The 25,769-nt window shown below is 71.6% G+C and carries 27 protein-coding genes; 16 read left to right on the top strand and 11 right to left on the bottom strand.

Annotated features, from left to right (window positions below; all coding sequences use genetic code 11):
- The first annotated feature begins 48 nt into the window (after window positions 1-48).
- Window positions 49-525 (top strand): hypothetical protein, encoded by a 477-nt coding sequence (locus tag ADK67_RS22950; protein WP_053718539.1) that lies wholly within the window; start codon window positions 49-51, stop codon window positions 523-525.
- On the opposite strand, the gene ADK67_RS22945 is transcribed toward ADK67_RS22950, so the two are convergent.
- The gene (locus ADK67_RS22945) at window positions 494-2,494 is read right to left on the bottom strand and encodes an NACHT domain-containing protein (RefSeq protein WP_053718538.1); all 2,001 of its coding nucleotides are present in this window, start codon (window positions 2,492-2,494) and stop codon (window positions 494-496) included. The genes ADK67_RS22950 and ADK67_RS22945 overlap by 32 nt on opposite strands.
- 124 nt (window positions 2,495-2,618) lie before the next feature.
- A complete protein-coding gene (locus tag ADK67_RS22940) occupies window positions 2,619-3,419 on the bottom strand; it encodes an alpha/beta fold hydrolase (RefSeq protein WP_053718537.1) in 801 nt (266 codons plus the stop codon).
- Window positions 3,420-3,510: 91 nt separating this feature from the next.
- Here ADK67_RS22940 and ADK67_RS22935 point away from each other — a divergent pair, with 91 nt between their 5' ends.
- Together ADK67_RS22935 and ADK67_RS22930 are read left to right on the top strand one after the other, a co-directional pair.
- Window positions 3,511-3,894, top strand: coding sequence for a RidA family protein (locus ADK67_RS22935; RefSeq protein ID WP_053718536.1), 384 nt, complete (start codon window positions 3,511-3,513; stop codon window positions 3,892-3,894).
- A gap of 65 nt (window positions 3,895-3,959) precedes the next feature.
- Window positions 3,960-5,156 (top strand): MFS transporter, encoded by a 1,197-nt coding sequence (locus ADK67_RS22930; RefSeq protein WP_053718535.1) that lies wholly within the window; start codon window positions 3,960-3,962, stop codon window positions 5,154-5,156.
- Here the strand turns inward: ADK67_RS22930 and ADK67_RS22925 are convergent, their stop codons facing one another.
- Window positions 5,157-5,576 carry a CoA-binding protein gene (locus ADK67_RS22925; RefSeq protein WP_053718534.1) on the bottom strand — a complete coding sequence of 140 codons (420 nt, stop codon included), beginning with the start codon at window positions 5,574-5,576 and terminating at the stop codon, window positions 5,157-5,159.
- A 91-nt stretch (window positions 5,577-5,667) separates the two neighbouring features.
- On the opposite strand from ADK67_RS22925, the gene ADK67_RS22920 reads away from it, so the two are divergent.
- Window positions 5,668-6,942 carry a PI-PLC domain-containing protein gene (locus ADK67_RS22920; RefSeq protein ID WP_053718533.1) on the top strand — a complete coding sequence of 425 codons (1,275 nt, stop codon included), beginning with the start codon at window positions 5,668-5,670 and terminating at the stop codon, window positions 6,940-6,942.
- Here the strand turns inward: ADK67_RS22920 and ADK67_RS22915 are convergent.
- The 3 genes from ADK67_RS22915 to ADK67_RS22905 form a co-directional block, all read right to left on the bottom strand.
- Window positions 6,939-7,772 (bottom strand): S1 family peptidase, encoded by an 834-nt coding sequence (locus tag ADK67_RS22915; protein WP_053718532.1) that lies wholly within the window; start codon window positions 7,770-7,772, stop codon window positions 6,939-6,941. The genes ADK67_RS22920 and ADK67_RS22915 overlap by 4 nt on opposite strands.
- Window positions 7,773-8,042: 270 nt before the next feature.
- On the bottom strand, window positions 8,043-8,552 hold the full coding sequence (locus ADK67_RS22910; RefSeq protein ID WP_157620765.1) for a DinB family protein: 510 nt from the start codon (window positions 8,550-8,552) through the stop codon (window positions 8,043-8,045).
- 10 nt (window positions 8,553-8,562) lie between these two features.
- Complete coding sequence (locus ADK67_RS22905) at window positions 8,563-10,146, bottom strand: thiamine pyrophosphate-binding protein (RefSeq protein WP_053718530.1); 1,584 nt, start codon at window positions 10,144-10,146, stop codon at window positions 8,563-8,565.
- Window positions 10,147-10,368: 222 nt separating this feature from the next.
- On the opposite strand from ADK67_RS22905, the gene ADK67_RS22900 reads away from it, so the two are divergent.
- From ADK67_RS22900 to ADK67_RS22870, 7 genes are all read left to right on the top strand, one after another.
- Window positions 10,369-11,343, top strand: coding sequence for a hypothetical protein (locus ADK67_RS22900; protein ID WP_053718529.1), 975 nt, complete (start codon window positions 10,369-10,371; stop codon window positions 11,341-11,343).
- Window positions 11,344-11,549: 206 nt separating this feature from the next.
- Complete coding sequence (locus ADK67_RS22895; protein ID WP_053718528.1) at window positions 11,550-12,155, top strand: ANTAR domain-containing response regulator; 606 nt, start codon at window positions 11,550-11,552, stop codon at window positions 12,153-12,155.
- Between the two features lie 278 nt (window positions 12,156-12,433).
- The gene (locus ADK67_RS22890) at window positions 12,434-13,609 is read left to right on the top strand and encodes a branched-chain amino acid ABC transporter substrate-binding protein (RefSeq protein ID WP_231648320.1); all 1,176 of its coding nucleotides are present in this window, start codon (window positions 12,434-12,436) and stop codon (window positions 13,607-13,609) included.
- Between the two features lie 128 nt (window positions 13,610-13,737).
- Complete coding sequence (locus ADK67_RS22885) at window positions 13,738-14,700, top strand: branched-chain amino acid ABC transporter permease (protein WP_053718526.1); 963 nt, start codon at window positions 13,738-13,740, stop codon at window positions 14,698-14,700.
- Window positions 14,697-15,860: a branched-chain amino acid ABC transporter permease gene (locus ADK67_RS22880; protein ID WP_053718525.1), complete on the top strand. Its 1,164-nt coding sequence runs from the start codon at window positions 14,697-14,699 to the stop codon at window positions 15,858-15,860. Before ADK67_RS22885 ends, ADK67_RS22880 begins: the two co-directional genes overlap by 4 nt.
- A 32-nt stretch (window positions 15,861-15,892) precedes the next feature.
- Window positions 15,893-16,633, top strand: a complete 741-nt coding sequence (locus ADK67_RS22875) for an ABC transporter ATP-binding protein (RefSeq protein ID WP_157620774.1) — start codon at window positions 15,893-15,895, stop codon at window positions 16,631-16,633.
- The gene (locus ADK67_RS22870; RefSeq protein WP_053718523.1) at window positions 16,623-17,327 is read left to right on the top strand and encodes an ABC transporter ATP-binding protein; all 705 of its coding nucleotides are present in this window, start codon (window positions 16,623-16,625) and stop codon (window positions 17,325-17,327) included. The genes ADK67_RS22875 and ADK67_RS22870 overlap by 11 nt, the downstream gene beginning before the upstream one ends.
- Before the next feature lie 24 nt (window positions 17,328-17,351).
- Here ADK67_RS22870 and ADK67_RS22865 read toward each other — a convergent pair whose 3' ends face one another.
- Complete coding sequence (locus ADK67_RS22865; protein WP_231648318.1) at window positions 17,352-17,924, bottom strand: DUF4352 domain-containing protein; 573 nt, start codon at window positions 17,922-17,924, stop codon at window positions 17,352-17,354.
- A 62-nt stretch (window positions 17,925-17,986) separates the two neighbouring features.
- Window positions 17,987-18,409: a hotdog fold thioesterase gene (locus ADK67_RS22860; protein ID WP_053718522.1), complete on the bottom strand. Its 423-nt coding sequence runs from the start codon at window positions 18,407-18,409 to the stop codon at window positions 17,987-17,989.
- 51 nt (window positions 18,410-18,460) lie between these two features.
- Between ADK67_RS22860 and polA the strand changes: the two genes are divergently transcribed.
- The gene (gene polA, locus ADK67_RS22855; RefSeq protein WP_197289578.1) at window positions 18,461-21,136 is read left to right on the top strand and encodes a DNA polymerase I; all 2,676 of its coding nucleotides are present in this window, start codon (window positions 18,461-18,463) and stop codon (window positions 21,134-21,136) included.
- Between the two features lie 27 nt (window positions 21,137-21,163).
- Here polA and ADK67_RS22850 read toward each other — a convergent pair whose 3' ends face one another.
- Window positions 21,164-21,526, bottom strand: a complete 363-nt coding sequence (locus ADK67_RS22850; protein WP_053718521.1) for a hypothetical protein — start codon at window positions 21,524-21,526, stop codon at window positions 21,164-21,166.
- Between the two features lie 281 nt (window positions 21,527-21,807).
- Between ADK67_RS22850 and ADK67_RS22845 the strand changes: the two genes are divergently transcribed.
- On the top strand, window positions 21,808-22,257 hold the full coding sequence (locus ADK67_RS22845; protein ID WP_053718520.1) for a hypothetical protein: 450 nt from the start codon (window positions 21,808-21,810) through the stop codon (window positions 22,255-22,257).
- On the opposite strand, the gene ADK67_RS22840 is transcribed toward ADK67_RS22845, so the two are convergent.
- Window positions 22,246-22,701, bottom strand: coding sequence for a winged helix-turn-helix transcriptional regulator (locus ADK67_RS22840; RefSeq protein WP_053718519.1), 456 nt, complete (start codon window positions 22,699-22,701; stop codon window positions 22,246-22,248). The two genes, ADK67_RS22845 and ADK67_RS22840, sit on opposite strands and share 12 nt — an antisense overlap.
- Window positions 22,702-22,778: 77 nt before the next feature.
- On the opposite strand from ADK67_RS22840, the gene ADK67_RS22835 reads away from it, so the two are divergent.
- The gene (locus ADK67_RS22835) at window positions 22,779-23,282 is read left to right on the top strand and encodes a GNAT family N-acetyltransferase (protein WP_053718518.1); all 504 of its coding nucleotides are present in this window, start codon (window positions 22,779-22,781) and stop codon (window positions 23,280-23,282) included.
- 14 nt (window positions 23,283-23,296) lie between these two features.
- Complete coding sequence (locus tag ADK67_RS22830; RefSeq protein ID WP_231648317.1) at window positions 23,297-24,598, top strand: hypothetical protein; 1,302 nt, start codon at window positions 23,297-23,299, stop codon at window positions 24,596-24,598.
- Between the two features lie 57 nt (window positions 24,599-24,655).
- Here the strand turns inward: ADK67_RS22830 and ADK67_RS22825 are convergent, their stop codons facing one another.
- A complete protein-coding gene (locus ADK67_RS22825) occupies window positions 24,656-25,111 on the bottom strand; it encodes a DUF1453 domain-containing protein (RefSeq protein ID WP_231648316.1) in 456 nt (151 codons plus the stop codon).
- Window positions 25,112-25,167: 56 nt separating this feature from the next.
- Here ADK67_RS22825 and ADK67_RS22820 point away from each other — a divergent pair, with 56 nt between their 5' ends.
- A complete protein-coding gene (locus ADK67_RS22820) occupies window positions 25,168-25,752 on the top strand; it encodes a TetR/AcrR family transcriptional regulator (RefSeq protein WP_331459337.1) in 585 nt (194 codons plus the stop codon).
- Window positions 25,753-25,769 lie beyond the last annotated feature (17 nt).

Here is a 25,769-nt window from a genome sequence, read left to right as displayed (position 1 = left end):
CCGCCGGACCGACGCGGTGACGGCGCACGGCGCGCCACGCTGTGCGCCATGACAACCGTGAAGACCGGCAAAGCCCGGCCGGGCATGAGGCCGACGGCGCGCAAGACGTGGCTGCTGCTGCACGTCGTCACGTCCGTGGGCTGGCTCGGCGTCACGATCGGCATGCTCGTGCTGGCGGTGGCGGCGTTCGACGCACCTCAGCTCTACCAGGCGATGGAGCTGCTCGGCGACCTCGTCGTGTTACCGCTGGCGCTGGGCTCGCTGGTCACCGGCGTGGTGCTGTCGCTCGGCACGAAGTGGGGCCTGGTGAAGCACCGGTGGGTGCTGGTGAAGTTCGTGCTGACCGTCATCGCGGTCGTGGCCACGACGTTCTCGCTGCGCTCCGGCCTGCACGAGGCGGCGGACGGTGTCGTCGGCACGGCGGGCGGCGACGTGTTCGCGGCGGCGTGCGTGTCGTCGGCGCTCTACGTCTTCAACACCGTGCTGTCGGTGTTCAAGCCGTGGGGCCGGACCCGGTGGGGCTGAGCTCGGCGCGCCGGCGCTCGACGCTCGTCGCCAGCTCGGCCGGGTCGCACTCGGCGAGGTGGTCGCGGACCACCTCGTGCGGGAACCGGTGCCCGTCCACCAGCAGCACCCGGTCCCGCGCGGACTGCAGGATCGCCTTGCGGCGCAACGGGAACTCGTCCAGCGCGAGCGGCCGGGCGAGCAGTTCGGCGACCGGGTGGAACGGTCTCGTCGCGATCGGCGTGACGACCAGCCCGACCAGCAGCCCGGTTGCCGCGCCCCACGCCGACGGCCGGACGTCGGCGCCCGCGAGCGCCGCGAGGCCCACCCCGACCGCGCCCGCCGCGGGCAGCCAGCGCAGTCCGGTGGCCGGCCGGACCCGCACCCCGGACCACACCTCGCGCAGACCGCCGACGAACGCGCCCGCCACCGCGCCCGTGCCGAGCCCGATGCCCAACCCGGCCAGCAGTTCCGCCGACGGTCCGGTCACCACCATCGCCCCGGCGGGCACGAGCGCGCACGCCACCGCCCAGTACCGGTCACGCGTGTTGCCGTACGCGACGAGCAGCGCGACCACGACGACCAGCCCGTACCCGACCGCCGCGGGCCACCGCGCGACCTGCGCGCCGAGCACACCGCCGAGCGCCGCCACACCGCCGGTCGTCACCGCGCCGGCGGCGAAACCCGTTGCCGCCCAGAGGTTCCCGCGCCTCGGGTCACGACGCGTCACCCGGAAAGCGCTGTGCGGCACCAGGACCGTGGCCACGGCGGCGACCGCGGCCGCCACCAGGCCCAGCCGCACGCCGACCACGAAGCACAACGCCGCCGCCGCGCCCGCCAACGCGCCCGGCGCGGCCCGCCGGAACAGCCGCCACACCACGTCCGGGCCGACGAAGTCCAGCCACACGTGCCGCGCGGGCAGCCGAGACCGGGCCAGCAGGTCGCGCTTGCGCCGCGCGATGCGGGCCAGGAACCGCAACGCCCGCACCGTCCGCTCCGGACGCGTCGCGCCGCGTGCCGCCGACTCCACCACGTAGGTGTCCAGCACGCCCCGGTACTCCGCCCGCCCGGCCCGGTACGCCAACGCCAGCAGGCCGAACGCGAGCGGCGTGCGCAGCTCGTCCCACAGGTCCGGGTTCTTCTCCAGCTCGTCGTGCAGGCCGTCCAGCCGCGGGCCGCACGCGGCGATCAGCTCCTGCACCACGGTGCGCGACAGCGGTTCCACCTGGACGACGTCGCAGCGGGGCAAGTGCTCGTGCTCGTCGCTCGCGGTGCACAGCACGACCTGCGGCACGTTCAGCGCGGTGATCCACGCCAGGCACTCGACCCGGTCGGCGGGCGCCAGGTCGTCCAGCCCGTCGAACAGCAGCACGAGGTTGCGCTCCCGCAGCCACGCCCGCCCGACCCGCGGCGCGATCCGGTACCGGTCGGCGAGCACGCGCAGCAGCCACTCGCCGAAGTCGTCGTCACGCCGCCACCCGCCGAGGTCCACCAGCGCCGGCACCGGCTGCACGGGGTCGAGCGCGGCGCGCGCCAGCAACGCCTCGGCCAGCTCCAGCAGCAACGTCGTCTTGCCCGCGCCCGCCTCGCCCGCCACGACCACCGGGTGGCGCACCCGCGTCGACAGGCGCGGCCCGACCCTCGGCACGACACCGAGCTTGAGCCGCAGCTGCTCGGCCGGCGACCCGTCCACCCGCGCCCGCACGAACCGCTCCACCCGCTCCAACGCCACCCGTCGGTTGGCGGGGTGCGCGGGCCGTCGCCGCACGAGCAGCGCGCTCAGCCGGTCCCACGCCGCGAGGCACGCGGTGAGCGCGGACAGCCCGATCAGCGCCGGCCACAGCCACCGCGCGTGCGGGCCGAGCACGGGCAGCGCGGACCCGCCGGTGGCGGCGTTGATCGCGACGGGGACGAGCACGAGGCACGTCACCCCGCCGACCGCGGCCAGGGCGACCAAGCGGGCGGTGCGGCCGAACCGTCGCGCGTCCATGTGCCCTCCCACCAGGTCGCGATCGACGGTAACGGCGTTCGCGGCGCGGGGGTAGGCGAGTTAACGTGGCCGGCCGGTCACCGTCGGTGCTCACCTTCCACAACGTGGAGTGGACGGACTCGGTTCAGCCCGTGAGGAAGTCCACCAGCAGCCGGTTGACCGCCTCGGGCTGTTCGAGGAACCCGAAGTGGCCCGCGTCGGCCACCTCCTCGTACCGCGCGCCGGGGATGGCGTCGGCCACCTCGCGGGCCAGGTGGGCGGGCAGGACCCGGTCGTCGGCGAAGCCCACCACCAGGCACGGCACGGTGATGGCGCGGTAGGCGTCGAGCCGGTCGTCGAAGTCGTTCAGCTCCAGCTGCGCCCGCACGCCCTTGCCCACCGCGGACCCGGTGAACTCGAAGACGTCCAGCCAGTCCCGCACACCTACCGGGTCGCGCAGGGTCGCGGGGGACAGGTTCAGCACCGCGTTCACGGCCGCGTAGTACCGCGCGGGCAGCGTGATCCCCTGGTCGTGCAGCGCGCGCTCGCCGTGCGACAACGCCGACTGCACGGCGTCGTTGCGGCCCGCGGTCGCCAGCATCACGGCCTTCGACACGAGGTCCGGCCGGGCCAGCGCGAGTTCCTGCGTCACCCGCGCGCCCATGGACGTGCCGACGACGTGCGCCCGCCCGCCGAGCGACTCGACCAACGCCGCGACGTCGCCGACCAGGTCCTCGATGGTCATCCCGGACGCGCACTCGTCCGTCGGCGGGATGCCCCGGTTGTCGAGGGTCGCGACCCGGAACCCGGCCTCGCGCAGCGCGGGCGCCTGGTGCGCGTGCCACACCCGGCCCGGGCTGCCGGTGCCCATCACCATGACGACGAGGTCGCCCTCGCCCTCCACGTGGTAGCTGAGGTTGATCCCGTTGAGCGCGACGACCGGCATGGCCCGCAGGGTACTGACCGGCCTTATACGGCCGCTATCGCCGCGCGGAAACGGCTTCGAGCACGGTCCGGAGGCGACTTAGGGTGCACCCATGAGGCGAGCGATCCTGTCCGGTTCCACGTTCGAAGAGCAGATCGGCTACGCGCGTGCGGTGGTCGACGGCGACTGGGTGCACGTGTCCGGCACCACCGGCTTCGACTACGCCACCATGACCATCTCCGACGACGTGGTGGCGCAGGCCGAGCAGTGCCTGGCCAACATCGGCGCGGCGCTGGCCGAGGCGGAGAGCGGTTTCGCCGACGTGGTGCGCGTGACGTACTACCTGCCCGACGCGAAGGACTTCGAGCCGTGCTGGCCGGTGCTGCGCGCGGCGTTCGGCGAGGTCCGCCCGGCCGCGACGATGCTGGAGTGCGGCCTGGCCGACCCGAGGATGCGCATCGAGATCGAGGTCACCGCCCGTCGGCAGGCCCGTTAGCCCGACGTGTGTCCCGGCTCACCGTCGCTTGAAAGTGACACCGGTGTCAGGTTCGACCATGCGGTATGCGCATCACCGCCCCTCGAACCGACACCGTGCCGCAGACCGGGAAGCTGCCCCTGCGGCCACTGCTCGCGTTGGCCACGGCCGCGTTCATCACCGTCCTGACCGAGGCCCTGCCGGCCGGCGTGCTGCGCGGCATGAGCGCCGGCCTCGGCGTGAGCGAGTCCGCGACCGGGCAGCTGGTCACCGTCTACGCGATCGGCACGGTCGCGGCGGCGATCCCGCTGTCCGCGGCCACCTCGACCTGGCCGCGCAAGCGTTTGCTGCTGGCCGGCGTGGCGGGGTTCGCGGTCGGCAACACCGTCACCGCCGTGTCGACGGCCTTCCCGGTCACGCTGGTCGCCCGGTTCGTCGCCGGCGTGGCCGCGGGCGTGGTGTGGGCGCTGCTGGCCGGGTACGCCCGCCGGGTCGCGCCCGACCACCTGCGCGGCAAGGCCACCGCGCTGGTCATGGCCGGCATCCCGGTCGCGTTGTCGCTCGGCGTGCCCGCGGGCACGTTCCTCGGCGGCGCGCTCGGCTGGCGTGCCGCGTTCTGGGCGATGACCGCGCTGGCGGTGGCGCTGGTCGGCTGGGTGGTGGCGGTGGTGCCGGACCAGCCCGGGCAGCCACGCGGCGGCCGGATCCCGATCTTCCGCACGCTGGCACTGCCGGGGATGGCACTGGTGCTGACCGTGACGCTGGTGTTCGTGCTCGCGCACACGATCCTCTACACCTACCTCGCCGCGTACCTGGCGCGGCTGGGCATGGCCGACCGGATCGACGCGGTGCTGCTCGTGTTCGGCGTGGCGTCGGTCGCGGGCATCTGGGTCGTCGGCGCGCACGTCGACCGGCGCCTGCGCGGGCTGATGATCGCCGCCGCCGTGCTGTTCGCCGTCGCGGTCACCGCGCTGGCCGCCGACCTGGCCGCCGCGCCCCTGGTCTACGTCGCGGTGGCGTTGTGGGGACTGGGGTTCGGCGGTGTGCCGACGCTGCTCACCACGGCGGCCGGCGACGCGGGCGGCGAGGCCGCGGACTCCGCGCAGGCACTGCTGGTCACGTTGTGGAACGCGGCCATGGCGGGCGGCGGCGTCGCGGGCGGCCTGCTGCTCGACCGGCTCGGCGCGGGTTCGTTGCCGTGGAGCGCGCTGGTGCTCCTCGTGCCCGCCTTGGCCGTGGTCGTCGCCGCCCGCGCGCACGGGTTCCCGGCGGTCCGGCGGTGATCAGCGCGGCCCGTGCTCGGACCACTCGATGGCCGGGCAGCGGTCCATGACCACGTCCAGCCCGGCGGCGGTGGCCCGCTCGTACGCTTCCTCGTCGATCACGTCGAGCTGGAACCACACGGCCTTCGCGCCGATCGCCACCGCCTCGTCGGCGAACGCGCCCGCCGCCTCGGACCGGCGGAACACGTCGACCACGTCGACCGGGAACGGGATGTCGGCCAGCGTCGCGTAGCCCTGCTCGCCGTGCACGGTCGGCGCGTCCGGGTGCACGGGCACGATCCGCTTGCCGCGCTGCTGGAGGAACTTCGCCACGCCGTGGGCGGCGCGGTGGGGGTGGTCGGCCAGCCCCACCACGGCCCAGGTCCCGCCGGTGGCGAGGACGCGGCGGATCTTGTCGGGGTCACCCCACGGTTCGGTCATGACACCAGCGTAGGACGGGCTGACGTGAAGAGCTTTCGCGTTTACCCTGTGGAACTGTCCGCCGCCGCGGAGCCTTCGAGAGGACTTCTTGATGCGCGCCACCCGGTCAGTCCTGATCGCCACGCTCGTCGCCTCCCTGATGTCACCGCTCACCGCGCAAGCCGCGCCCGCCGACGGCCTCTACTACCTGCAAAGCACCACCACCGGCCTGAACGCCGGCGTCTCGGGCACGTCCGTGCTCCAACGCAGGCCCAAGGGCGACGAGGACCGCCAGCAGTGGACCCTCGCCGGCCGCACGCTGCGCGAGGGCACGCAGTGCCTGGGCCGCCAGGGCGACCAGGCCGTGATGGTCTCCTGCGGCAGCGCCGACGCGCAGTGGGACGTGCTGCCAGACGGCGACCGCCACCGGCTCAAGGTGCCCGGCGCCGACCGCCACCTGATCGCCTCGGGCACGGACCAGGTGCGGATCGGCGCCGGCGCCGACCTCTGGTACCTCACCCCGGTGTCACCCCGACGCACGCCGATGCCGCCGGAGGGCGAGCGGCGGCTGGACCAGGTCACCTTCCTCACCGCGCACAACGCCTACGCCAACGGCGTGGACGGCGGTTTCGCCCCGCCGTTCGTCAACCTCGCGCCGAACCAGGCGCGCGGCATCGAGCAGCAGCTCAGGGACGGCGTGCGCGGGTTCCAGCTGGACGTCCACCAGACGCCGGACGGCGCGATCCTGTGCCACAACAGCTGCACGTGGGTCAGCCGCCCGGTGGCGCTGTGGGTGGACGTGCAGCGGATCGTGGACTTCCTCGGCCGCAACCCCGCCGAGTTCGTCACGGTCTTCCTGGAGGACTACGTCTCCGCCGAGGTGCTGCGCGCCGAACTCGCCCGCGTCGACGGCCTGGCGGACGTCCTGTTTCGCCCGGACCAGGCAGGCGTGCGGACGACCGGCTGGCCGACCCTGAACGCGTTGCGCGCCACGAACAAGCGGCTGATGATCTTCACCGACCACGGCCGGTCGGGCGACTCGCCGCAGCGCGACACGTTCGGCGTGATGTACCAGCCGGAGTGGACGGTGGAGAACCACTGGTCGATGGGGTCGGGCCTGGGCACGTCCGACTGGTCGTGCCACAGCCGCTGGACCACGCCGCTCACCCGCACCGAACCCGGCTTCCGGCCGCTGTTCGTGATGAACCACTTCCGGGACGTCCCGATCACCGGCACCGCGACCACCGACAACGGCAAGCTCGCCGACCGGGCCCGCCGGTTCTGCGAGCCCGCCGCCCGCAAGACCCCGACCTACCTGGCCGTCGACCACTACCACCTGGGCAACCCGATGGCCGCCGTCCAAGCCCTGTCCGGCGAGCGGTTCTAACTCCGGGCCGCCGGTCGCGGCAGCCCGCAGTCGGGGGCGGTCAGGTCCACCCGGCCGCCCCCGGTCAGGCACGGCACGATCTGGAACGTCTGCTGCGCGTACCCGATGCCCTGGCGCACGGTCACCTCACCGGTCGCGTCGACCTCGCACGGGTTGTTGTCCGTGCACCGCTCGCCGTCCTCGTTGCCGGTGTTGTTGACCGCCACCACCTTGCCGGTGGCCACGTCCACCACGGGCGAGCCGGACGTGCCGCCCCTGGTGCGGCAGTCCTCGGTGTAGCGCACCGAGTCGCGCCAGGTCCACCGGCCCTCGCGCAGCTCGTGCACGAAACCGTCCACCCGGCACGAGTAGACGTGCCGCCAGTAGCCCGACACCACGCCGATGTCGATGCCGGCGGCGGGGTGCTCCGCCGACAGCTCCAGCGCCCGGCCGCCCATCGCCTCGACCTCGCCGTAGGTGGACGTGAGCCGGTACAGCGCGACGTCGGTGCGGGACATCGTGGCGTACACCAGCGCGGACGCGCGCAGCGTGCCGAGGGAGTCCTCGCCGGAGCTGTCGAGCAGCGTGAACTTCCGGTCCGAGGGCACGTCGACCATGACCTCCTCGGGCTCCATGAACCGCACGCAGTGCCCGTTCGTCATCACCAGCGCGGGGTCCGACGGCTGGTGGACGGGCGGCCGGACGACCGCGCCCGAGCAGCCGTTCAACGACACGGCGCCGGTGAAGTCCAGCTCGACGCGCGCCGGAGCGGCCGGCGCGGCGGACGCCGGCGCGGTGAGGGCGGACACGGACAACAGGAGCGCGGCGAGCACCGCTACCAGATGGCGCATGGGCGTTGATCCAATCAGCCGCCACCGGACGGCGCACGCCCGTTCACCCGCTCGCGTCATCACCGGCCCCGACCGGCCACTCGACGGTGGCCACCGCCTGCCCGCGGACCGGCGCCGGCCCCCAACTCCCGCTGCGCCGCCAGGGCTCACCGGTCCGCGGCGGCCACGAACTCCGCCTCCGTGGACCGGCGACGGCACCTACTCCCGCTGCGCCGCCAGGCCTCGCGGGCGGCGGCCACCAGCTCCACCACCGCGGACCACCCCGGAGTGCTACTCGCCCTTCTCGCCGTCCGCCAGTTCGCGGAGGAAGTCCAGGTGGCCGACGTGCCGGCCGGTCTCCTGCACCAGGTGGGCGAGCACCCAGCGCACCGTGCGGCCGTTGCCGTCGTGGTCGCCCCGGGTGCGGTCGTCCGGCCCGAGGCCCTTGAGCGCGCTGTCCGACCGCTCCCACTCGGCGCGGTACTCGGCGATCACCGACTCCACCGTGTCGCCCTCGTGCAGGAGCCACGACGCGTCGGCGTCCGCGCCCCACAACGACGGCAGCTCGACGCCGCCCGCCTCGATCGACAGCCACCACCGCTCCACCGCGGTCAGGTGGCGCAGCACGCCGAGCGCGCTCACCACCGGTGACGTCGGGATCGGCGTGGCCGCGGCGTCCTCCCAGCTCAGGCCCTCGACCTTGGACACCGCGGTCAGCCGCAGGAAGGTCAGGAACTCGGTCAGCAGCCGCAGCTCGTCGTGGGCGTCCGCCGCCGGCCACACGCGTTCGTTCGAACTCATGTTCGACACCTTAACTCCTGCGGTACCAGCGGGGTGAGGTGGTGACCGGTGGCTTCAACGCCGCCGCGCGCACCACCAGCACGTTGGGCCCGGACCGGGCCGCGTAGTCGTCCAGGCGCGCGCGGAACCCGTCGCCGAAACCGTCCACAACGGACGCCTCCACGCCGAAGCTCCCGGCCAGCGCCACGAAGTCCGGCGACCGCAGGTCCACGCCGAACGGCTCGTGCCCGGCCCGCGCCTGGTCGTGCCGCAGCATCCCGTACCCGCCGTCGTCGACGAGCACCACGGTCACCGGCAGCTGCTCCTGCGCGGCGGTGGCCAGGTCGCCGACCGCGAACAGGAACCCGCCGTCACCGCACACCGCCACCACCCGCCCGGTCACCGCCGCACCCAGCGCGGCGGGGAAGCCGAAGCCGAGCGTGCCCCACCCGACGGGGTAGGCCAGCCCGCGCGGCCGGGTGATCCGGCCGAACCCGCCGACCCAGTACCCGGCGACGCACATGTCGGCCACCACCCGGTGCCCCTCCAGCGCCTCCAGCAACGGCACCGCGCCCGGCTCGTCCGCCTCGACCGCCTTGCGCACCAGGTCGTTCAGCTCGGCCACCCGGGAGGCGACGCCGGTGTCCGGCCGCTCGGGCACGGCGTCGGCCAGCGCCGACACCACCATCCGCGCGTCGCCGCGCAACGTCACGTCGGGCCGGTAGTTGCGGATCGTCTCCACGTTGACGTTCAGCAGCCGCGGCGGCGCGGGCTGCAGCCAGTTCTGCGTCATCATCCCGTCGAAGTCGCTGCCCACGCCGATGACGAGGTCGGCCTCGTCCCACAGCGCGCCGACCTCCGGCAGGTGCACGGGCCCGTGCACCACGTGCGGGTGGTCGACCAGCCCGCGCGCGCCGTACGTGGTGACGATCGGCGCGCCGACGCGCGAAGCCAACGCGGCCAGCGCCGCGCCCGCGCCCGACCGCGCGGCGCCGCCACCGGCCCAGATCAGCGGACGTTCGGCGCCCGCCACCAACTCCACGCCCGGCGTCACGTCCGGCACGTCCGGCGCGCGGGTCGGGATGCGGTTCCACACGCCCGCGTCCGCGGTGAGGAAGTCGGTCGGCACGCCCAGGTACACCGGCCCCTGCGGCGCGGTGGCGGCCAGCAGCGCCGCGCTGTCGGCGTAGACGCCGATCGACTCGGCGGCGCGCAGCGTCCACCCGCCCTTCACCACCGGCAGGAACATCGCCCGCTGGTCACGCGTCTCGTGCAGGGTGCCGCGGTACTCGCCGGGACGGCGCAGCGTCGACGGGATGTCGGTGGCGATCACCAGCACCGGCGACCCGGACGCGTACGCCTCGCCGGTCGCGCCGAGGCAGTTCGCCGCGCCCGGACCGGTGGTCACCAGCGCGACGCCGAGTCGGCCGGTGGCGCGGGCGTAGCCGTCGGCCGCGTACACCGCGGTCTGCTCGTGCCGGACGCCGACCAGCCGGATGCCCGAAGTCCGCAACGCCTCCCACACCGGCAGGTTGTGCACACCGGGCAACCCGAACACGACCTCGACGCCGTGCGCGGCCAGCACACCCAGCAACCGCTCCGCCCCGCTCACCATGCGCCAGACGCTAGGGACGCGACGCCTCGCGGGCAACGGTGCGCTATCGTCGGAAGCGGCGTGTGTGAGCAGACGTGAGGCTGGAGCCACTCCCCGGCAACCGGGTGGCCGATCCGCCGCGGGGTGAGGGCACCCCTGCTCATGGAGTACCACCGAAGACCGTTGACCGACGCGTGACGCGTCCTTGTCGTGCCGAGCCGGGCGGTGGGAGCGAGGACTGCCATGGCGCGATCGTCGTTGACCGAACAGCTGGTCGACCTACGCCGGAAGTACACCGGCGAGAACCTCACCCAAGCCGTGCCCGCGGTGAAAGCGGTGCTGCACGGGCTGCCCGACGACCGCCGCGAACGCGTGGTCGACGCGCTGCGCGGCCAAGCCGACGTGCGCGGCCTGTTCCTGCCCGACGCGGAGGACGACGACCAGCGCGCGCTGGAGTGCGTGGTGCTGCAAGCGGGTCTGGACGCCGGCGCGCACCTGCAGCTGCGCCCGCCCGCGAGCATGTTGCGGCCGGCCCACGCGTTCCGCGCGGTCGAGCCGGGCGCGCACCCGCGCGTGCATCTCACCGAACACGCCCTCGGGCCGCTGCTGTACGAGCTGCTGCCGCGCTACGACGAGTCGTGGGTGGCGGGCGTGGCCGGTCTGCGCGTCGTCCACCACCCGCGGTCGGTGGAGCTGCGGCTGATCGGGCTCGACGCGGCGAACCCACCGGCCGTGCACCTCGCGGGCGTGGACGAGCGGGCGTGGGCGGACGGCCTGAAGTACGTGCGCAACCTGCTCAAGGGCCGCAACCTGGGCGGCACGTTCATCGACGGCCCGCTGACCGCCGTCGAGCGCGACCACTTGGCGGAGACGCCGTACCCGACGGGCGTCGGCAGCGCCGTGCTGCGCCGGTACCACCTGTTCAGCGCGGCGCCGTGGGTGCGCGCGCTGGCGCAGGGCGACCGGTGGTGGGTCGAGTGGCCCGCGAGCCTCGGCGTGCCGAAGGTGGCCGACCAGTTGCTGCACCCGGTGTTCGGGCTGCCCGGCGCGGTGGAGGTGCCCAGCGTCGGCGGCGGCCTCGGCGTGTCGACCGGCTGGTACGACCTTTTCCTGCGCGAAGTCGACGGCCCGGACCCCGACCACGAGGAGGCGCTGGCCGCGGTGGAGTGGCCGGAGGGCGTCACGGGCTGGTGGGAGCCGCCGCAGGCGGTCCGGTGAGCGGACCTCCCCGGGCGGGTGACACCTGCCCGGGGAGGTGTTCACCCACGGCGTTCGGTCGAGCGGAGGGGGCCGAACCGACGAAGTCGTCGCCGGTGGCCGTGATCACGGCCCAACCGCGCGGACCGGGCGGTGCACGCCGGTAGACTGCGGTTTCGTCCGACGCGACCGCGTCGAGCCGCCGTCAGAGTGTCAGGAGGACCCCGGTGACCCATCAGGCTGCCGAGGCCCAGCCCGAGGTCGCGCCCCGGCGCGTGCTCGTGGCCGAGGACGAAGCCCTCATCCGCCTCGACCTGGTCGAGATGCTGCGCGAGGAAGGGTACGAGGTGGCCGGGCAGGCCGCCGACGGCGACGAGGCGGTCACGCTGGCCACCGAGCTGCGGCCCGACCTGGTCATCATGGACGTGAAGATGCCCAAGGTCGACGGCATCGAGGCCGCGTCGGTGATCGCGGGCAAGCGCATCGCGCCGGTCGTGATCCTCACCGCGTTCAGCCAGCGGGACCTGGTGGAACGCGCGCGTGACGCGGGCGCCATGGCCTACCTGGTCAAGCCGTTCGCCAAGCGCGACCTGGTGCCCGCGATCGAGTTGGCGATGAGCCGGTTCGCGGAGTTGCAGGCGCTGGAGAACGAGGTCGCCGGGCTCACCGAGCGGCTGGAGACGCGCAAGGTCGTCGAACGCGCCAAGGGATTGCTGATGACCAAGCAGGGTCTGTCGGAGCCCGAGGCATTCCGGTGGGTGCAGCGCACCGCGATGGATCGCCGTACCACCATGAAGGCCGTGGCCGAAGCCGTCATCGAAAACTTCGGGTGACTATCCCCGCGAGTGATACACGTTCGAGTATCGGACAGACCGTCAGGTCATTCTTGGTTACTGCCCGCATTGACCTTGTGACCTGCGGCGATTTGAGCTGGATTTGAGGTGGTTAACATCGGGGCATTTTCCGGTGACTACCGTCACGATGTGGACACAGAGCAGTAAGACCACCTGTTCAGCGAACTCAACTGAAGCTACGTTCCCTCCCTAACCCACGCCCTCGTGTGAGGGCTCCGCCTACCGGCGGGATGGTTGGTGTCATGGGAGGTATTCCGGTGTCAGGAGCACGACTCGGCCGAGTTCTGGCGCTGGCGGCGGCTTCGTCGCTGGTGCTCGCGGCTTGTGCCGGAGGCGGCGGCGGTGGCGATGCTGGTGGCGACGTCACCTCGGTCAAGATCGGGTTCATGGGTGACCTCACCGGTGAGAACGCGGCGATCGTGATCCCGCCCCGGAACGGCGCGGTGATGGCGGTCAACGAGTACAACGCCAAGAACCCCAAGGTCAAGATCGAGCTGGTGCAGTACGACAGCCAGGGCAAGGCGGACCAGGCCACCTCGTTGATCACGAAGGCCATCACGCAGGACAAGATCGTGGCCCTCATCGGCCCGGCCTTCTCCGGTGAGTCCAAGGCCATCGGCGGCCAGCTGGAAGAGGGCAAGATCCCCAGCGTCTCGCCGTCGGCCACGAACCCCGGTCTGGCCCAGAACGGCTGGACCTACTGGCACCGCGTCGTGGCGAACGACGCCGACCAGGGCCCCGGCATCGCCGAATTCCTGGTGAAGGCGAAGAGCCCGAAGAAGGCGTTCGTCCTGTCCGACGACCAGGAGTACAGCGTCGGCCTGGCCGACGCGGTCGCCAAGTCGTTCAAGGACTCGAACGTGGCGGTCGAGACCGACAAGTTCTCCAAGGACGCGTCCGACTACTCGTCCACGGTCACGAAGGTCGCCGCGTCGAACCCCGACGTGATCGTCTTCGGTGGTTACTACGCGCAGGCCGGCCGGCTGCTCAAGCAGCTGCGCGACGGCGGGGTCAAGGCCACGTTCGCCTCCGGTGACGGCTCGCTCGACCAGCAGCTCGTCACGGGTGCGGGCACCGCGGCCGCCGAGGGCGCCGTCCTCGCCTGCCCGTGCAACATCCCGACGCCCGACGTGACCGGCGCGCTGAAGACGTTCTTCGAGAACTACAAGAAGAGCGCCAACGTCGACCCGGCCATCTATGCGACCGAGGGCTACGACGCCGCGACGTCGTTCATCAAGGCCGTCGAGGCGGGCAACACCACCGGTGAGAAGATCAACGAGTTCCTGAAGACCGTCAGCTTCGAGGGCGTCTCCAAGCCGCTCAAGTTCAAGGCGAACGGTGAGCCGGAGAACAACGCGATCTTCATCTACCAGGTCGTCGACGGCAAGGTGAAGCTGTTGGGTCCGGCGGAGGAAGCGAAGCTGGAAGGCTGATCTGCGGGACGGATCAGGCAAGCAAGCTAGCGCGCTGGGGAGCGGGAGTGTCGTGGGTACGACAGCTCCCGCTCCCCACCACTTTGGCGAAGTTTCTCTCCCCGCCCGTCTCGTGAGGCAAACCTGTCATGCTTGATGATTTCCTCAACCAGTTCCTGCCCAGCACGGTGGGCGGACTGGTGTTCGGCTCCATCTACGCGCTCATCGCCCTCGGCTACACGATGGTCTACGGCGTGCTGCGTCTGATCAACTTCGCGCACTCCGAGATCTTCATGATCGGCACGTTCACGTCGCTCGTGGTGATCACGGCGATCGCGCCCGCGTCGCCGCTGACCGGGTTCGCCCTGTTCGGCGTGATGCTGTTGATCATCGTGGCGTCCGCGGCGATCTCCGGCGGCGCCGCGATGCTGCTGGAGGTGGTGGCCTACCGGCCGCTGCGCCGCAAGGGCGCGACCAGGCTCACCGCGCTCATCTCCGCGATCGGCGCGTCGCTGTTCCTCCAGGAACTGTTCGCGCTGGTCATCATTCCCTGGCTGACCGGCAACGCGGGGCGCAACCAGCAGTCCGCGCCGCGCATCGTCGACCGCGACACGGTGTTCACCATCGGCAACGCGGCGGTGCGCACCGACCACATCATCGTCGTGGTCGCCGCGGTCATCATGATGATCGCGCTGGACCGGCTGGTGAACAAGACCAAGATCGGTCGCGGCATCCGCGCCACCGCCCAGGACCCCGAAGCCGCGGTGCTCATGGGCGTCAGCATCGACAACATCGTGCGGGTCACGTTCCTGCTCGGTGGCGCGATGGCGGGCGTCGCGGGCGCGCTGTATTTGATGGAGTTCGAGAACACCGTCTTCAACGTCGGTTTCGTGCTCGGCATCAAGGCGTTCACGGCGGCGGTGCTCGGCGGTATCGGCAACCTGCGCGGCGCGCTGCTCGGCGGTATCGTGCTCGGCCTCATCGAGAACTGGGGCGCGATCTTCCTGGGTTCGGAGTGGAAGGACGTGATCGCGTTCACCGTGCTGGTGATCGTGCTGATGTTCCGCCCGACCGGCATCCTCGGCGAATCCCTGCAGAAGGCCCGCGCATGAAAGGCAACGGAGTGACTGGCAACGCGAATCCGTTGAGGCGCGTCGGCGCCCTGTTCGACGGCGCACGCGACTGGTGGGAACGCGCCAAGACCTGGCAGCGGTTCGTCGTCTACATCGGCGCGCTCGTGTTCGCGCTGATCCTGCCCGCGCCGTGGATCGGCACGTTCATGTCGCCCGGCGCGGACTGGACGACGGTGCTGATCTACCCGATCGGCACCTACATGCTGCTGGCGATCGGCCTGAACGTGGTCGTCGGCCAAGCCGGTCTGCTCGACCTCGGTTTCGTCGCGTTCTTCGCCATCGGCGGCTACACGCTGGCCTACTTCGCCACCGAGCACGGCTGGTCGTACTGGCCGACGGTGGTGTTCGGCATCTTCCTGGCGGCGGTCTCGGGCGTCATCCTCGGCGCGCCGACGCTGCGGCTGCGCGGCGACTACCTGGCGATCGTGACGCTCGGCTTCGGCGAGATCATCCGCATCACCGCGAACAACACCGACGAGATCGGCGGCGCGCGCGGCATCCCCAACATCCCGCACCCGACGGACATGCCGGCCATCGGCCTGGACTTCGGCGTGCTGCCCGCGCCGTACTACTACCTGATGGTCGCCGCCATCGTGGTGGTGATCGTCTTCTCGGTGCGGCTGCAGAAGAGCCGCGTCGGCCGCGCGTGGGCGGCGATCCGGGAGGACGAGGACGCGGCCGAGCTGATGGGCGTGCCGACGTTCAAGTTCAAGCTGCTCGCGTTCGCGATCGGCGCCATGATCGGCGGTCTGGCCGGCGGCATCTACGCGGGCAAGGCCGTGTTCATCGAGCCGGGCACGTTCCCGTTCATCCTGTCCGCGACCATCCTCGCCGCGGTCGTCCTCGGCGGCGCGGGCAACCTGCCCGGCGTCATGCTCGGCGCGTTCGTCATCGCCTGGCTGCCCGAGCGGTTCCGCGAGGTCGAGTGGCTCAAGGAAGCGCTGGGCAAGGACCCGGCCGAGTACCGCATCCTGCTGTTCGGCGGTGTGCTGGTGCTGATGATGGCGTTGCGGCCGGAGGGCCTGCTGCCCTCCCGCAGGCGCAAGGCCGAACTGCACGAGGGCACCGGCGGCATGGGCGCGATGGGCGCCGAGGTCGCGGGTCCGGACACCGATGTCTCGACGGAGGCGGCCAAGTGAGCACTCCCGTCCTTCAGCTGGACAACGTGACCATGCGCTTCGGCGGCGTGGTCGCGCTCCGCGAAGCGAAGATCAGCGTCGGCCAGGGCGAGATCTTTGCCCTGATCGGGCCCAACGGCGCGGGCAAGACCACCGTGTTCAACGTGGTCACCGGCGTCTACCAGCCCACCGAGGGCCAGGTGCTGTTCAACGGCGCCCGGCTCGACGGCACCAAGCGGTTCAAGATCACCAAGCAGGGCATCGCCCGCACGTTCCAGAACATCCGGCTGTTCCACAACATGTCGGCGCTGGAGAACGTGATGGTCGGCGCGGACGCGCACCACAAGACCGGTGCGATCGGCGCCACGCTCGGCCTGCCCTGGCACCGCAAGGAGGAGAAGCGCGGCCGTGAGCTGGCCCGGGAGCTGCTCGACTTCGTCGGCATCCCCGGCCGGATGACCGAGACCGCGAAGAACCTGCCCTACGGCGACCAGCGGCGGCTCGAGATCGCCCGCGCGCTGGCCACGGACCCGAAGCTGCTGCTGCTGGACGAGCCCGCGGCCGGCATGAACCCGGCCGAGAAGGAATCGCTGCAGGCGCTGATCCGCAAGATCCGCGACAGCGGCCGGACCGTGCTGCTGATCGAGCACGACATGAGCCTGGTCATGGGCGTCAGCGACCGCGTGGCGGTGCTGGACTTCGGCCAGCTGATCGCAGAAGGGCTCCCGCAAGAGGTGCAGAACAACCCGAAGGTCATCGAGGCGTACCTGGGGGTGTCCGAAGATGCTTCTTGAGCTCAAGGACATCCACGTCCACTACGGCAAGATCGCCGCGATCAAGGGCATCAGCCTGCAGGTCGAGGACGGTGAGATCGTCTCGCTCATCGGCGCCAACGGCGCGGGCAAGACGACCACGCTGAAGACCATCTCCGGGTTGCGCCCCCTGACCAGCGGCCAGGTGCTGTTCAACGGCCAGGACATCTCCAAGATGCCCGGCCACAAGCGGGTCGTGGCGGGCATCGGCCAGTCACCGGAAGGCCGCGGTGTGTTCCCCGGCATGACGGTGCAGGAGAACCTGCTGATGGGCGCCTTCACCCGCAAGGACGCGCTCGACGCCGACCTGGCCGAGGTCTACGAGCTGTTCCCGCGGCTCGCGGAGCGCAAGAGCCAGTTCGGCGGCACCATGTCCGGCGGCGAGCAGCAGATGATCGCCATCGGCCGGGCGCTGATGACCAAGCCGAAGGTGCTCCTGCTCGACGAGCCGTCGATGGGCCTCGCGCCCATGCTCATCGCGCAGATCTTCGAGATCATCAAGGAGATCAACAAGCGCGGCACGACCGTGCTGCTGGTCGAGCAGAACGCGCAGCAGGCGCTGAAGCTCTCCCACCGCGCGTACGTGCTGGAGACCGGCCGGGTCGTGAAGAGCGCGCCCGGTCCGGAGCTGCTGGACGACCCCCAGGTGCGCGCGGCGTACCTCGGCGGGCACTGAGCCGGAGACCCGCCGGCCCGGCCGTCAGGGCTGGGCCAGCGGGATCTCGGTGCTCGACTCGTCCTTCAGGTCGGTCAGCGTCGGCCCGCCGTACACGCGCAGGGCCTGCGGCTTCGCGTCCTCGGGCAGGTCGTAGTAGACGTCGTACTCCAGGCGGACGTTCGCGCCGAGGTCGATCGTCTCCGGCTGCCGCTTGATGGTCATGGCCTGCGTGTCCACGGTGTATTCGGCCTCGCGGTCGTCGATCAGCACGTGCCGGCGCGCGTCGAACGACACGCTGCTGCGCCCGTTGTTGATCACGCTCATCCGGATCCGCACGAACTGGCCCTTGGCGTGGAACTCGGCGTGGCTGCCGATCAGCGTCTCCACCCCCGTGGTCAGGCCGACCAGCGTGAACGCCGTGTCGCCGTCCGCGGTGGTGGGGATCTTGAGCGGCTTCTCGTCGGGCCGCACCGTCTGCGGGGGCACCGGGTAGGTCGCCGCCGCGGACGCCGTGGTCTCCGGCCCCGCCACGACCGGGGTGTCACCGCACCCGGCCGCCGCCAGCACCACGGCCATCATCACCAGCACGCGCCGCACGCCCCACCTCCGCCTCACCACTGCTTGCATACCCTCGGTCACCCGGCCTTGCACACCTCCGGGTGACCCAACCGGCACGTTCACCCTTTCGGGGCATCCTTGAGGAAGCACGTCAGCCGGGCCGTGCAGGCGCGCCTGCCTTCCTCGTCGGTGATCACGATCTCGTAGGTGGCGGTGCTGCGCCCGCGGTGGATCGGCGTGCACACCCCCGTGACGATGCCCTCGGCGACGGCCCGGTGGTGCGTGCACGACAGCTCCAGGCCCACGGCCAGCCGCTCCGGCGCCGCGTGCATGGCCGCCGCGACCGAGCCGAGCGTCTCCGCCAGCGCCGCGTTCGCGCCGCCGTGCAGCAGCCCGTACGGCTGGCGGTTGCCCTTCACCGGCATCGTCCCGACCAGCCGGTCGGCATCCCATCGGGTGATCTCGATGCCGAGCTTCGAGGTGAGCTGCTCGTGGGCGGCGGCCTGGTCGGCGCCGGGGATGTCCTCGGGTGCTGGCGTCACGTGTTCTCCAGTCGGTGCGGCGCTGTCGGACCCTCACCCTAGACTCGGGCCGTGAGCACTTCAGAAGCCTCCCGCCTGCTGCTGGTCGACGGTCACTCCATGGCCTACCGCGCCTTCTTCGCGCTGCCCAAGGAGAACTTCCAGACAGGCACGGGCCAGACCACCAACGCGGTCTACGGCTTCACGTCGATGCTCATCAACCTGCTGCGGGACGAGAAGCCGACGCACATCGCGGTGGCGTTCGACGTCTCGCGCAAGACGTTCCGCACCGAGGCCTACGCGGAGTACAAGGCCGGTCGCAGCGAGACACCGGACGAGTTCCGCGGCCAGGTCAGCCTCATCGAGGACGTGCTGGGCACGCTGAACGTCCCGGTGCTGTCCAAGGCCAACTACGAGGCCGACGACCTGATCGCCACGCTCACCACGCAGGCCACGGCGCTCGGCTTCGAGGTGCTGATCTGCACCGGCGACCGCGACGCGTTGCAGCTGGTCACGGACAAGGTGACGGTGCTGTACCCGGTCAAGGGCGTGTCCGAGATGGCCCGGTACACCCCCGAGCTGGTGCTGGAGAAGCAGGGCGTGCCGCCCGAGCTGTACGCCGACTACGCGGCGGTGCGCGGCGACTCGTCGGACAACCTGCCGAACACGCCCGGCGTCGGCCCGAAGACGATCGTGAAGCTGCTCACCCAGTTCGGCTCCCTCAACGGGCTGATCGACCACATCGACGAGGTGCCGGGCAAGGTCGGCGACGCGCTGCGGGCCAACCTGGCCAACATCATGCTGAACCGGCAGCTCACCGAGCTGGTGCGCGACGTCGAGCTGCCGCTGGGCCCGGCGGAGCTGGAAGCCAGGCAGTGGGACCGCGACGCCGTGCACCGGCTGTTCGACGAGCTGGAGTTCCGGGTGCTGCGGGACCGGCTGTTCTCGACCCTGCCCACCGCCGAGCCGGAGGCCGAGGAGGGCTTCACGGTCCGCGGCGGCGCGGTGGAGGTCGGCGGCGTGGCCGCGTGGCTCGACGCGCACGCCCGGTCGGGCCGGGTCGGCATCGCGTTCCGCTCCTCGGGCGGCGACCTGGAGGGCCTGGCGCTGGCCGCGGTCGGCGGCGAGGGCGGGTACGTGGAGGTCGCGTCGCTGACCGAGGCCGACGAGAACGCGCTGGCCGCGTGGCTGGCCGACGAGTCGGTGGTCAAGGCGGCGCACGACCTGAAGCTGCCGCTGCGGGCGTTGCGGGCGCGCGGCTGGCGGCTGCGCGGCGTGAGCAGCGACACGGCGCTGGCCGCCTACCTGGTGCGGCCCGGCCAGCGGTCGTTCGCGCTGGACGACCTGGCGCTGCGCTACCTCAAGCGCGAGCTGCGGGCCGAGGAGCCCGACGACGGGCAGCTGTCGCTGCTGGCCGACGAGGAGGAGGAGCGGCAGAAGACCGCGCAGGCGGCGATCGTGCGGGCGTTCGCGGTGGCGGAACTGGCCGACGCGCTGGACGCGGAGCTGGTCGCGACCGGCCAGGGCGAGCTGCTGGCGAACCTGGAGCTGCCGCTGATGGTGGTGCTCGACGACGTCGAGGCGGTCGGCATCGCGATCGACACCGAGCACCTGGCGGCGTTGGAGGCGCACTTCGCGGCGGGCGTGAAGCAGGCCGCGCAGGACGCGTACTCGGTGATCGGCAAGGAGATCAACCTCGGCTCGCCCAAGCAGCTGCAGACGGTGCTGTTCGACGAGCTGAACATGCCGAAGACGAAGAAGACCAAGACCGGGTACACGACCGACGCGGACGCGCTGCAGAACCTGTTCGAGGCGACCCAGCACCCGTTCCTGCAGCACCTGCTCGCGCACCGGGACGTGACCAGGCTGAAGTCCACCGTCGACGGGCTGCTCAAGTCGGTGGCCGACGACGGCCGCATCCACACCACGTTCCACCAGACGATCGCGGCGACCGGTCGGCTGTCGTCCACCGACCCGAACCTGCAGAACATCCCGATCCGCACGGACGAGGGCAGGCGGATCCGCGAGGCGTTCGTGGTCGGGCCGGGCTACGCCGAGCTGATGACCGCGGACTACAGCCAGATCGAGATGCGGATCATGGCGCACCTGTCCGAGGACGCGGGCCTGATCGAGGCGTTCCGCAGCGGCGAGGACCTGCACACGTTCGTCGCGTCGCGCGCGTTCTCCGTGCCGACCTCGGAGGTCACCGCCGAGCAGCGCCGCCGGGTGAAGGCCATGTCGTACGGGCTGGCGTACGGGCTGTCGGAGTACGGGCTGGCGCAGCAGCTGCGGATCTCGGCGGCCGAGGCGCGGGAGCAGAAGGAGGCGTACTTCGCCCGGTTCGGCGGGGTGCGCGACTACCTGCACGCGGTGGTCGAGGACGCGCGGAAGAAGGGCTACACCGAGACGATCCTCGGCCGCCGGCGTTACCTGCCCGACTTGACCAGCGACAACCGGCAGCGCCGGGAGATGGCCGAGCGGATGGCGTTGAACGCGCCGATCCAGGGCAGCGCGGCGGACATCATCAAGGTCGCGATGCTCGGCGTGTTCCGCGCGTTGGAGGAGTCGGGCCTGCGGTCGCGGATGCTGCTCCAGGTGCACGACGAACTGGTGCTGGAGATCGCCGAGGGCGAGCGCGAGCAGGTCGAGGCGCTGGTCCGCGCGCAGATGGGCGGCGCGTACGAGTTGTCGGTGGCGATGGAGGTCTCAGTGGGCGTCGGCCGTTCCTGGGACGCCGCCGCCCACTGAGGGCCCTGCCTCTCGAATGCGCCTCGGTCAGTCGAGGTAGCAGTACCAGCTGTACTCGTTGTACTCGTCCCAGAAGGCGGGCTTGGCCCATTGCTTGTTGTACTGCCACTGGCAGGCCGCGTACATGTTGATGTCTTCGAGCGTGTCGTCGTTCCTGATGCAGTACCAGCTGTAGACCGTGTGCGGGGAATTGTTGGTGACGTCGCGGTGGCCGAGCTTGCGGCAGAATTCCCAGAGGTTCACCCCGCCCAGGTACTCCGCCCGCGGGCTCGCCGAGGCGATGGTCGCGGTGTCCGGCGTGGCGGGCACCGCGGTGGCGGCGACCGCCGGGCCGAACGCGAGCGCGATCCCCAGTGCGGTCACCGCCAGCGCCTTTACCGTCTTCATCATCAGATTTCTCCTCATCGGGAAAAGCTCGGGTCAGCGCAATCGAGCTCGTCCGAATATAGGAGTCGACTTTCTGTGCCGGCAATGCCCGGTTAGGGTGCCGCGCCGCGGTCCGGTGGAACGCGTTAATCACCGGAAAGAGATGACTCCCGGCGGTAACGCGCACGATTGGTGACGTATTTCCGGGCCGTTAACCTCTGCGGGCGTCACCGAGGGGGTGCGGACAGCCGTACTTCGCTCACCGTGCCGCCGGGTCATCATTCGGGGAGGCGGAGGGGGTGGCCATGTCCGGTGGTCCGGTGTTGGGCGGCAGTGCCCGGTGGTCGAGGCTGTTCGGGCCGATCGGGGTGTTCCTCGCCCTGTTCGGCGTGCTGAACTTCGCCGAGCTCCCGTTGGGCTGGAAGGACCGGCAGCAGCAGGTGGGCCGCTACCTCGACGCCACGCTGGACGTGGGCCCGGACTGGGTGCTGCCGGTGATCTGGGTCGTCAAGCTGGTCGAGCTGGTGCTGGGCCTGCTCGCCGTGGCCGCCGTGCTGCGGCGCAGCACCCGGTGGCTCGCCGCGGCCGTGGTCGGGTGGCTGGCGTGGTTCACCGCGTTCGCCGCCATGGACGTGTGGGCGGCCGACCGCGCCGAGCTGCAGGAGCACACGGTCTACTTCGTCATGTTCGCCGTGCTGCTCGGGTTGATCTTCGTCGTCTCGGCCGTCGAGCAGGTGCTTGCGTCACGCGCGTGAGTCGCGCAGCGGCGTGACGCGGACGTCCCGCGCGGTCAGCTCGGCGCCGCACCCCTCGCACGACACGTGCACGCCGATGTCGCCGCCGCACGTGCGGTGGTGCACGTCGAACGACGGGCCCTCGGCGGGCGACATCCAGCGGTCGCCCCACTTCCGCAACGCCATCAGCACCGGGTAGAGCTCCAGGCCCTTCTCGGTCAGCCGGTACTCGTACCGCGTCCGCACGTCCTTGTACGCCTCACGGCGCAGGATGCCCTCCTCGACCAACGTGCCGAGCCGTTCGGTCAGCACGCTGCGGGAGATGTCCATCTCGGTCTGGAAGTCCTCGAACCGCCGCGTGCCCAGGAACGCCTGCCTCAGCAGCAGCAAGGTCCAGCGCTCGCCCAGCAGGGCGGCGGGCAGCGACAGGGTGCACAGCTCGTCGGCGACCTTCACGGGGGCCATGCCCACCGACGATACCCCTTGCGTTCGGAAAACGGATCCAGCTAGGGTTCGGAATCCGAACCCAAGGGGCGTCCGCCATGAGAGTCCGCGAACTGCACGCCGCCGAGGCGGGCCACGCCGTCGACACCGTCTTCGACGGCCTGTCCCCGCGGAGCCGCTACCTGCGCTTCCACGCGCCGGTGCCCCGCCTCACCGCGTCCATGCGCCGCCGGCTGACCGACCTCGACGGCCACCGCAAGGTCGCCGTCGTCGCGGAGCGCCACCGCACACCCGTCGGCATCGCCCGCCTGATCGCCACGGGTGACGACACCGCGGAGATCGCCCTCGCCGTGGTGGACCCGTGGCAGCGCAAGGGCGTCGGCACCCGGCTCATGGCCGCCCTCGGCAGCCTGGCGACCGACCTGCGCTACGCCGAGCTGCACGGCGACGTGCTGGGGGAGAACCAGCCGATGCTGCGGCTGGTCGCCCGCGTGTTCCCCGGCGCGCGCCTGACCCGCGACGAGGACGACGTCATCCGGGTCACCTATCCGTTGAACTACCAGTTGACCCACGAAGAGCTGGTGGCGGACCTGCGGTGGTGAGCAGAATGGGCGCCATGCGACGGATCTTCGGGTTGGCGCTCGTCCTGGTCCTGCTGGCGCCACCGGCCGCGGCGTCGACGCCGCCCGGTGACCAGCCACTGCCCGGCTACACGATCAACAACCCGCCGTTGCCCCCGGCGCAGGTCGGCGGTGAGCCGTCGCGGGTGCTCCAAGGCGTGCACGAGCACGCGGCCTACACGATCGAGGTGCCGCCGCGCTGGAACGGCCGGCTGGCCATGTGGGCGCACGGCTACCGCGGCGCGAGCACCGTGCTCACCGTCGACCCGCCCGCGTACGGCCTGCGTCAGAAGCTCCTCGACCAGGGCTTCGCCTGGGCCGCGTCGAGCTACTACGCCAACAACTACGACGTGAAGGCCGGTGTGCTGAGCACCCACGGCCTGGCCAAGCAGTTCCACAAGCTCGTCGGCAAGCCCCGCGACACGTTCATCGTCGGCGTCTCCATGGGCGGCCACGTCATCGGCCGGTCCCTGGAGCAGTTCCCCGGCTTCTACAAAGCCGCGCTGCCGCTGTGCGGTGTGCTGGGCGACCACGAGCTGTTCGACTTCATCCTCGACTTCAACCTGGCCGCGCAGGCCATCAGCGGCGTCCGCGCCTGGCCGGCGCCGGACGACTACCTGTCCGCCGTGGTGCCCCGGATCCAGGCCGAACTCGGGCTGACCGGCACGCCGAACGAGCGCGGCGCGCAGTTCGCCGCGGTCGTCGCGAACCGCAGCGGCGGCCCGCGTCCCGGCGCCGCGCCCGCGTTCGCGTACTGGAAGGACTTCGTGTTCGGCCTGGCCGCCACGTCGTCCGGCGAGGGCCTGGCGACCAATCCCGGTCAGCTCGCCACCAACGCCCTGACCCGGTACGAGCCGAACGCGCCGGTCGACGTCAACCGCGAGGTCCAGCGCGTGCTGCCGGAGAACGTGCGGGCCCGCCTCACGCCGAAGCTGACCGAGGTGCCGGCCATCGCCGGCCGCCCGACCGCGCCGGTGCTGTCGCTGCACGACCTCGGCGACCTGTTCGTGCCGTTCTCGATGGAGCAGGTCTACGAGCGCGACGTCGAGCGCAACGGCCGCGGCCACCTGCTCGCGCAGCGGGCGATCCGCGCGGTCGGCCACTGCGAGTTCAGCCCGACCGAGGTCGGCGCCGCCTGGGACGACCTGGTGACCTGGGCCGACACCGGCCGCCGTCCCGCCGGTGACGTGGTGGACGACCCGGCCGTGGTCGCCGCGCCGGACTACGGCTGCCGGTTCAGCGACCCGGCCGCCTACACCGCGCCCAACACCACCCGCCGCCTCTTCCCGGCCTGCTAGCGCCGTGACCCGGCAGCCTTCGCCGCGTCTGCCGGGCACAGGCTGCCGGTCACGGCACTAAGCCGCCTTCAGCAGGCGCACGCCGATCGGGATCGCCTCGCCGAGCAGGCCGATCCCGATCGACAGCGTCAGCGGGCGCGCGTCCGCCGGCGTGCCGGCCGCCGACGCGGCGAGGCCCAGCGCCACGCTCACCGCGGCCGAGCCGGCCCACACCAGCAGCGTCCACGGCGTGTACCGCTGCCACGGCACGCCGTCGCGCGAGAACACGCGGACGGTCGCGCCGCGCGCCACGCCCAGCCCCAGGCCGACCGCCGAGCCCGTCACCAGCCACAGCCAGTCGACCGCGGTCAGCTCCACCTCCGTCAGCCCGTGGACACCGAGCCCCAGCAGCACCAGCGGCGGCCCGGCGAGGTCGCGCGCGTTCACCCGCTCGCCGTGGAACCGCTTCACGACCACCACGACCACCGCGACGGCGATCAACACCCAAGTCAGCACGACGTCCCCCTCGTTCATGGCATGACCGTGCCAAATAATCTAGCACGGCTGTGCTAAAAAGGATCGTGCCCAAGGTGGTCGATCCCGAAGCCCGCCGCCGCGAGGTGGCCGAGGCCGTGTTCCGCGTCGTCCGCCGGCACGGCCTGGAGCAGGCGTCGCTGCGCAACGTCGCCGACGAGGCCGGCCTCGCCATCGGCTCGGTCCGGCACTACTTCGCCGACCACGACGACCTGCTCCGCTTCGCGCTGGAGGAGCTCACCGACCGGCTCGAGCGCCGCGTCCTGGCCCGCGCCGCCCAGGCCAGGTCGGCGCCGACGCGCGAGGGCAGGCGGCAGGCGGTCGCGGACCTGCTCGGCGAACTCCTGCCCCTCGACCCGGACCGGCGCGACGAGTCGGAGATCTGGCTGGCCTTCGTCACCGCCGCGCGCACCCGGCCGGCGTTGCGGCCCGAGGCGCGGCGGCTGCACCAGGGGATGCGCACGCTGATCGGCAAGGTCCTGACCGAGGGCGGGGTGTCGGACGCGGCGCTGGAGACCGAGCGGCTGGCCTCCCTGCTCGACGGCCTCGCCGTGAACGGGGTGCTCCAGCCGGACCTCACCACGCCGGACGTCATGCGCGCCGTGCTGCGCCGGCACCTGGAGTCGCTGACCACCGGGTGAGACCACGCCCTTGACGG

This window comes from Saccharothrix sp. NRRL B-16348, from assembly GCF_001280085.1.
GTDB lineage: Bacteria > Actinomycetota > Actinomycetes > Mycobacteriales > Pseudonocardiaceae > Actinosynnema.
This window is presented reverse-complemented; position numbering and strand designations above follow the sequence as displayed.

Excerpts from the sequence above, each read along its gene's own strand:
- ADK67_RS22950 (WP_053718539.1), top strand. The coding sequence starts at position 49 with ATGACAACCGTGAAGACCGGCAAAGCCCGGCCGGGCATGAGGCCGACG.
- ADK67_RS22945 (WP_053718538.1), bottom strand. The coding sequence starts at position 2,494 with ATGGACGCGCGACGGTTCGGCCGCACCGCCCGCTTGGTCGCCCTGGCC.
- ADK67_RS22940 (WP_053718537.1), bottom strand. The coding sequence starts at position 3,419 with ATGCCGGTCGTCGCGCTCAACGGGATCAACCTCAGCTACCACGTGGAG.
- ADK67_RS22935 (WP_053718536.1), top strand. The coding sequence starts at position 3,511 with ATGAGGCGAGCGATCCTGTCCGGTTCCACGTTCGAAGAGCAGATCGGC.
- ADK67_RS22930 (WP_053718535.1), top strand. The coding sequence starts at position 3,960 with ATGCGCATCACCGCCCCTCGAACCGACACCGTGCCGCAGACCGGGAAG.
- ADK67_RS22925 (WP_053718534.1), bottom strand. The coding sequence starts at position 5,576 with ATGACCGAACCGTGGGGTGACCCCGACAAGATCCGCCGCGTCCTCGCC.
- ADK67_RS22920 (WP_053718533.1), top strand. The coding sequence starts at position 5,668 with ATGCGCGCCACCCGGTCAGTCCTGATCGCCACGCTCGTCGCCTCCCTG.
- ADK67_RS22915 (WP_053718532.1), bottom strand. The coding sequence starts at position 7,772 with ATGCGCCATCTGGTAGCGGTGCTCGCCGCGCTCCTGTTGTCCGTGTCC.
- ADK67_RS22910 (WP_157620765.1), bottom strand. The coding sequence starts at position 8,552 with ATGAGTTCGAACGAACGCGTGTGGCCGGCGGCGGACGCCCACGACGAG.
- ADK67_RS22905 (WP_053718530.1), bottom strand. The coding sequence starts at position 10,146 with ATGGTGAGCGGGGCGGAGCGGTTGCTGGGTGTGCTGGCCGCGCACGGC.
- ADK67_RS22900 (WP_053718529.1), top strand. The coding sequence starts at position 10,369 with ATGGCGCGATCGTCGTTGACCGAACAGCTGGTCGACCTACGCCGGAAG.
- ADK67_RS22885 (WP_053718526.1), top strand. The coding sequence starts at position 13,738 with ATGCTTGATGATTTCCTCAACCAGTTCCTGCCCAGCACGGTGGGCGGA.
- ADK67_RS22880 (WP_053718525.1), top strand. The coding sequence starts at position 14,697 with ATGAAAGGCAACGGAGTGACTGGCAACGCGAATCCGTTGAGGCGCGTC.
- ADK67_RS22875 (WP_157620774.1), top strand. The coding sequence starts at position 15,893 with ATGCGCTTCGGCGGCGTGGTCGCGCTCCGCGAAGCGAAGATCAGCGTC.
- ADK67_RS22870 (WP_053718523.1), top strand. The coding sequence starts at position 16,623 with ATGCTTCTTGAGCTCAAGGACATCCACGTCCACTACGGCAAGATCGCC.
- ADK67_RS22850 (WP_053718521.1), bottom strand. The coding sequence starts at position 21,526 with ATGATGAAGACGGTAAAGGCGCTGGCGGTGACCGCACTGGGGATCGCG.
- ADK67_RS22845 (WP_053718520.1), top strand. The coding sequence starts at position 21,808 with ATGTCCGGTGGTCCGGTGTTGGGCGGCAGTGCCCGGTGGTCGAGGCTG.
- ADK67_RS22840 (WP_053718519.1), bottom strand. The coding sequence starts at position 22,701 with ATGGCCCCCGTGAAGGTCGCCGACGAGCTGTGCACCCTGTCGCTGCCC.
- ADK67_RS22835 (WP_053718518.1), top strand. The coding sequence starts at position 22,779 with ATGAGAGTCCGCGAACTGCACGCCGCCGAGGCGGGCCACGCCGTCGAC.
- ADK67_RS22830 (WP_231648317.1), top strand. The coding sequence starts at position 23,297 with ATGCGACGGATCTTCGGGTTGGCGCTCGTCCTGGTCCTGCTGGCGCCA.
- ADK67_RS22825 (WP_231648316.1), bottom strand. The coding sequence starts at position 25,111 with ATGAACGAGGGGGACGTCGTGCTGACTTGGGTGTTGATCGCCGTCGCG.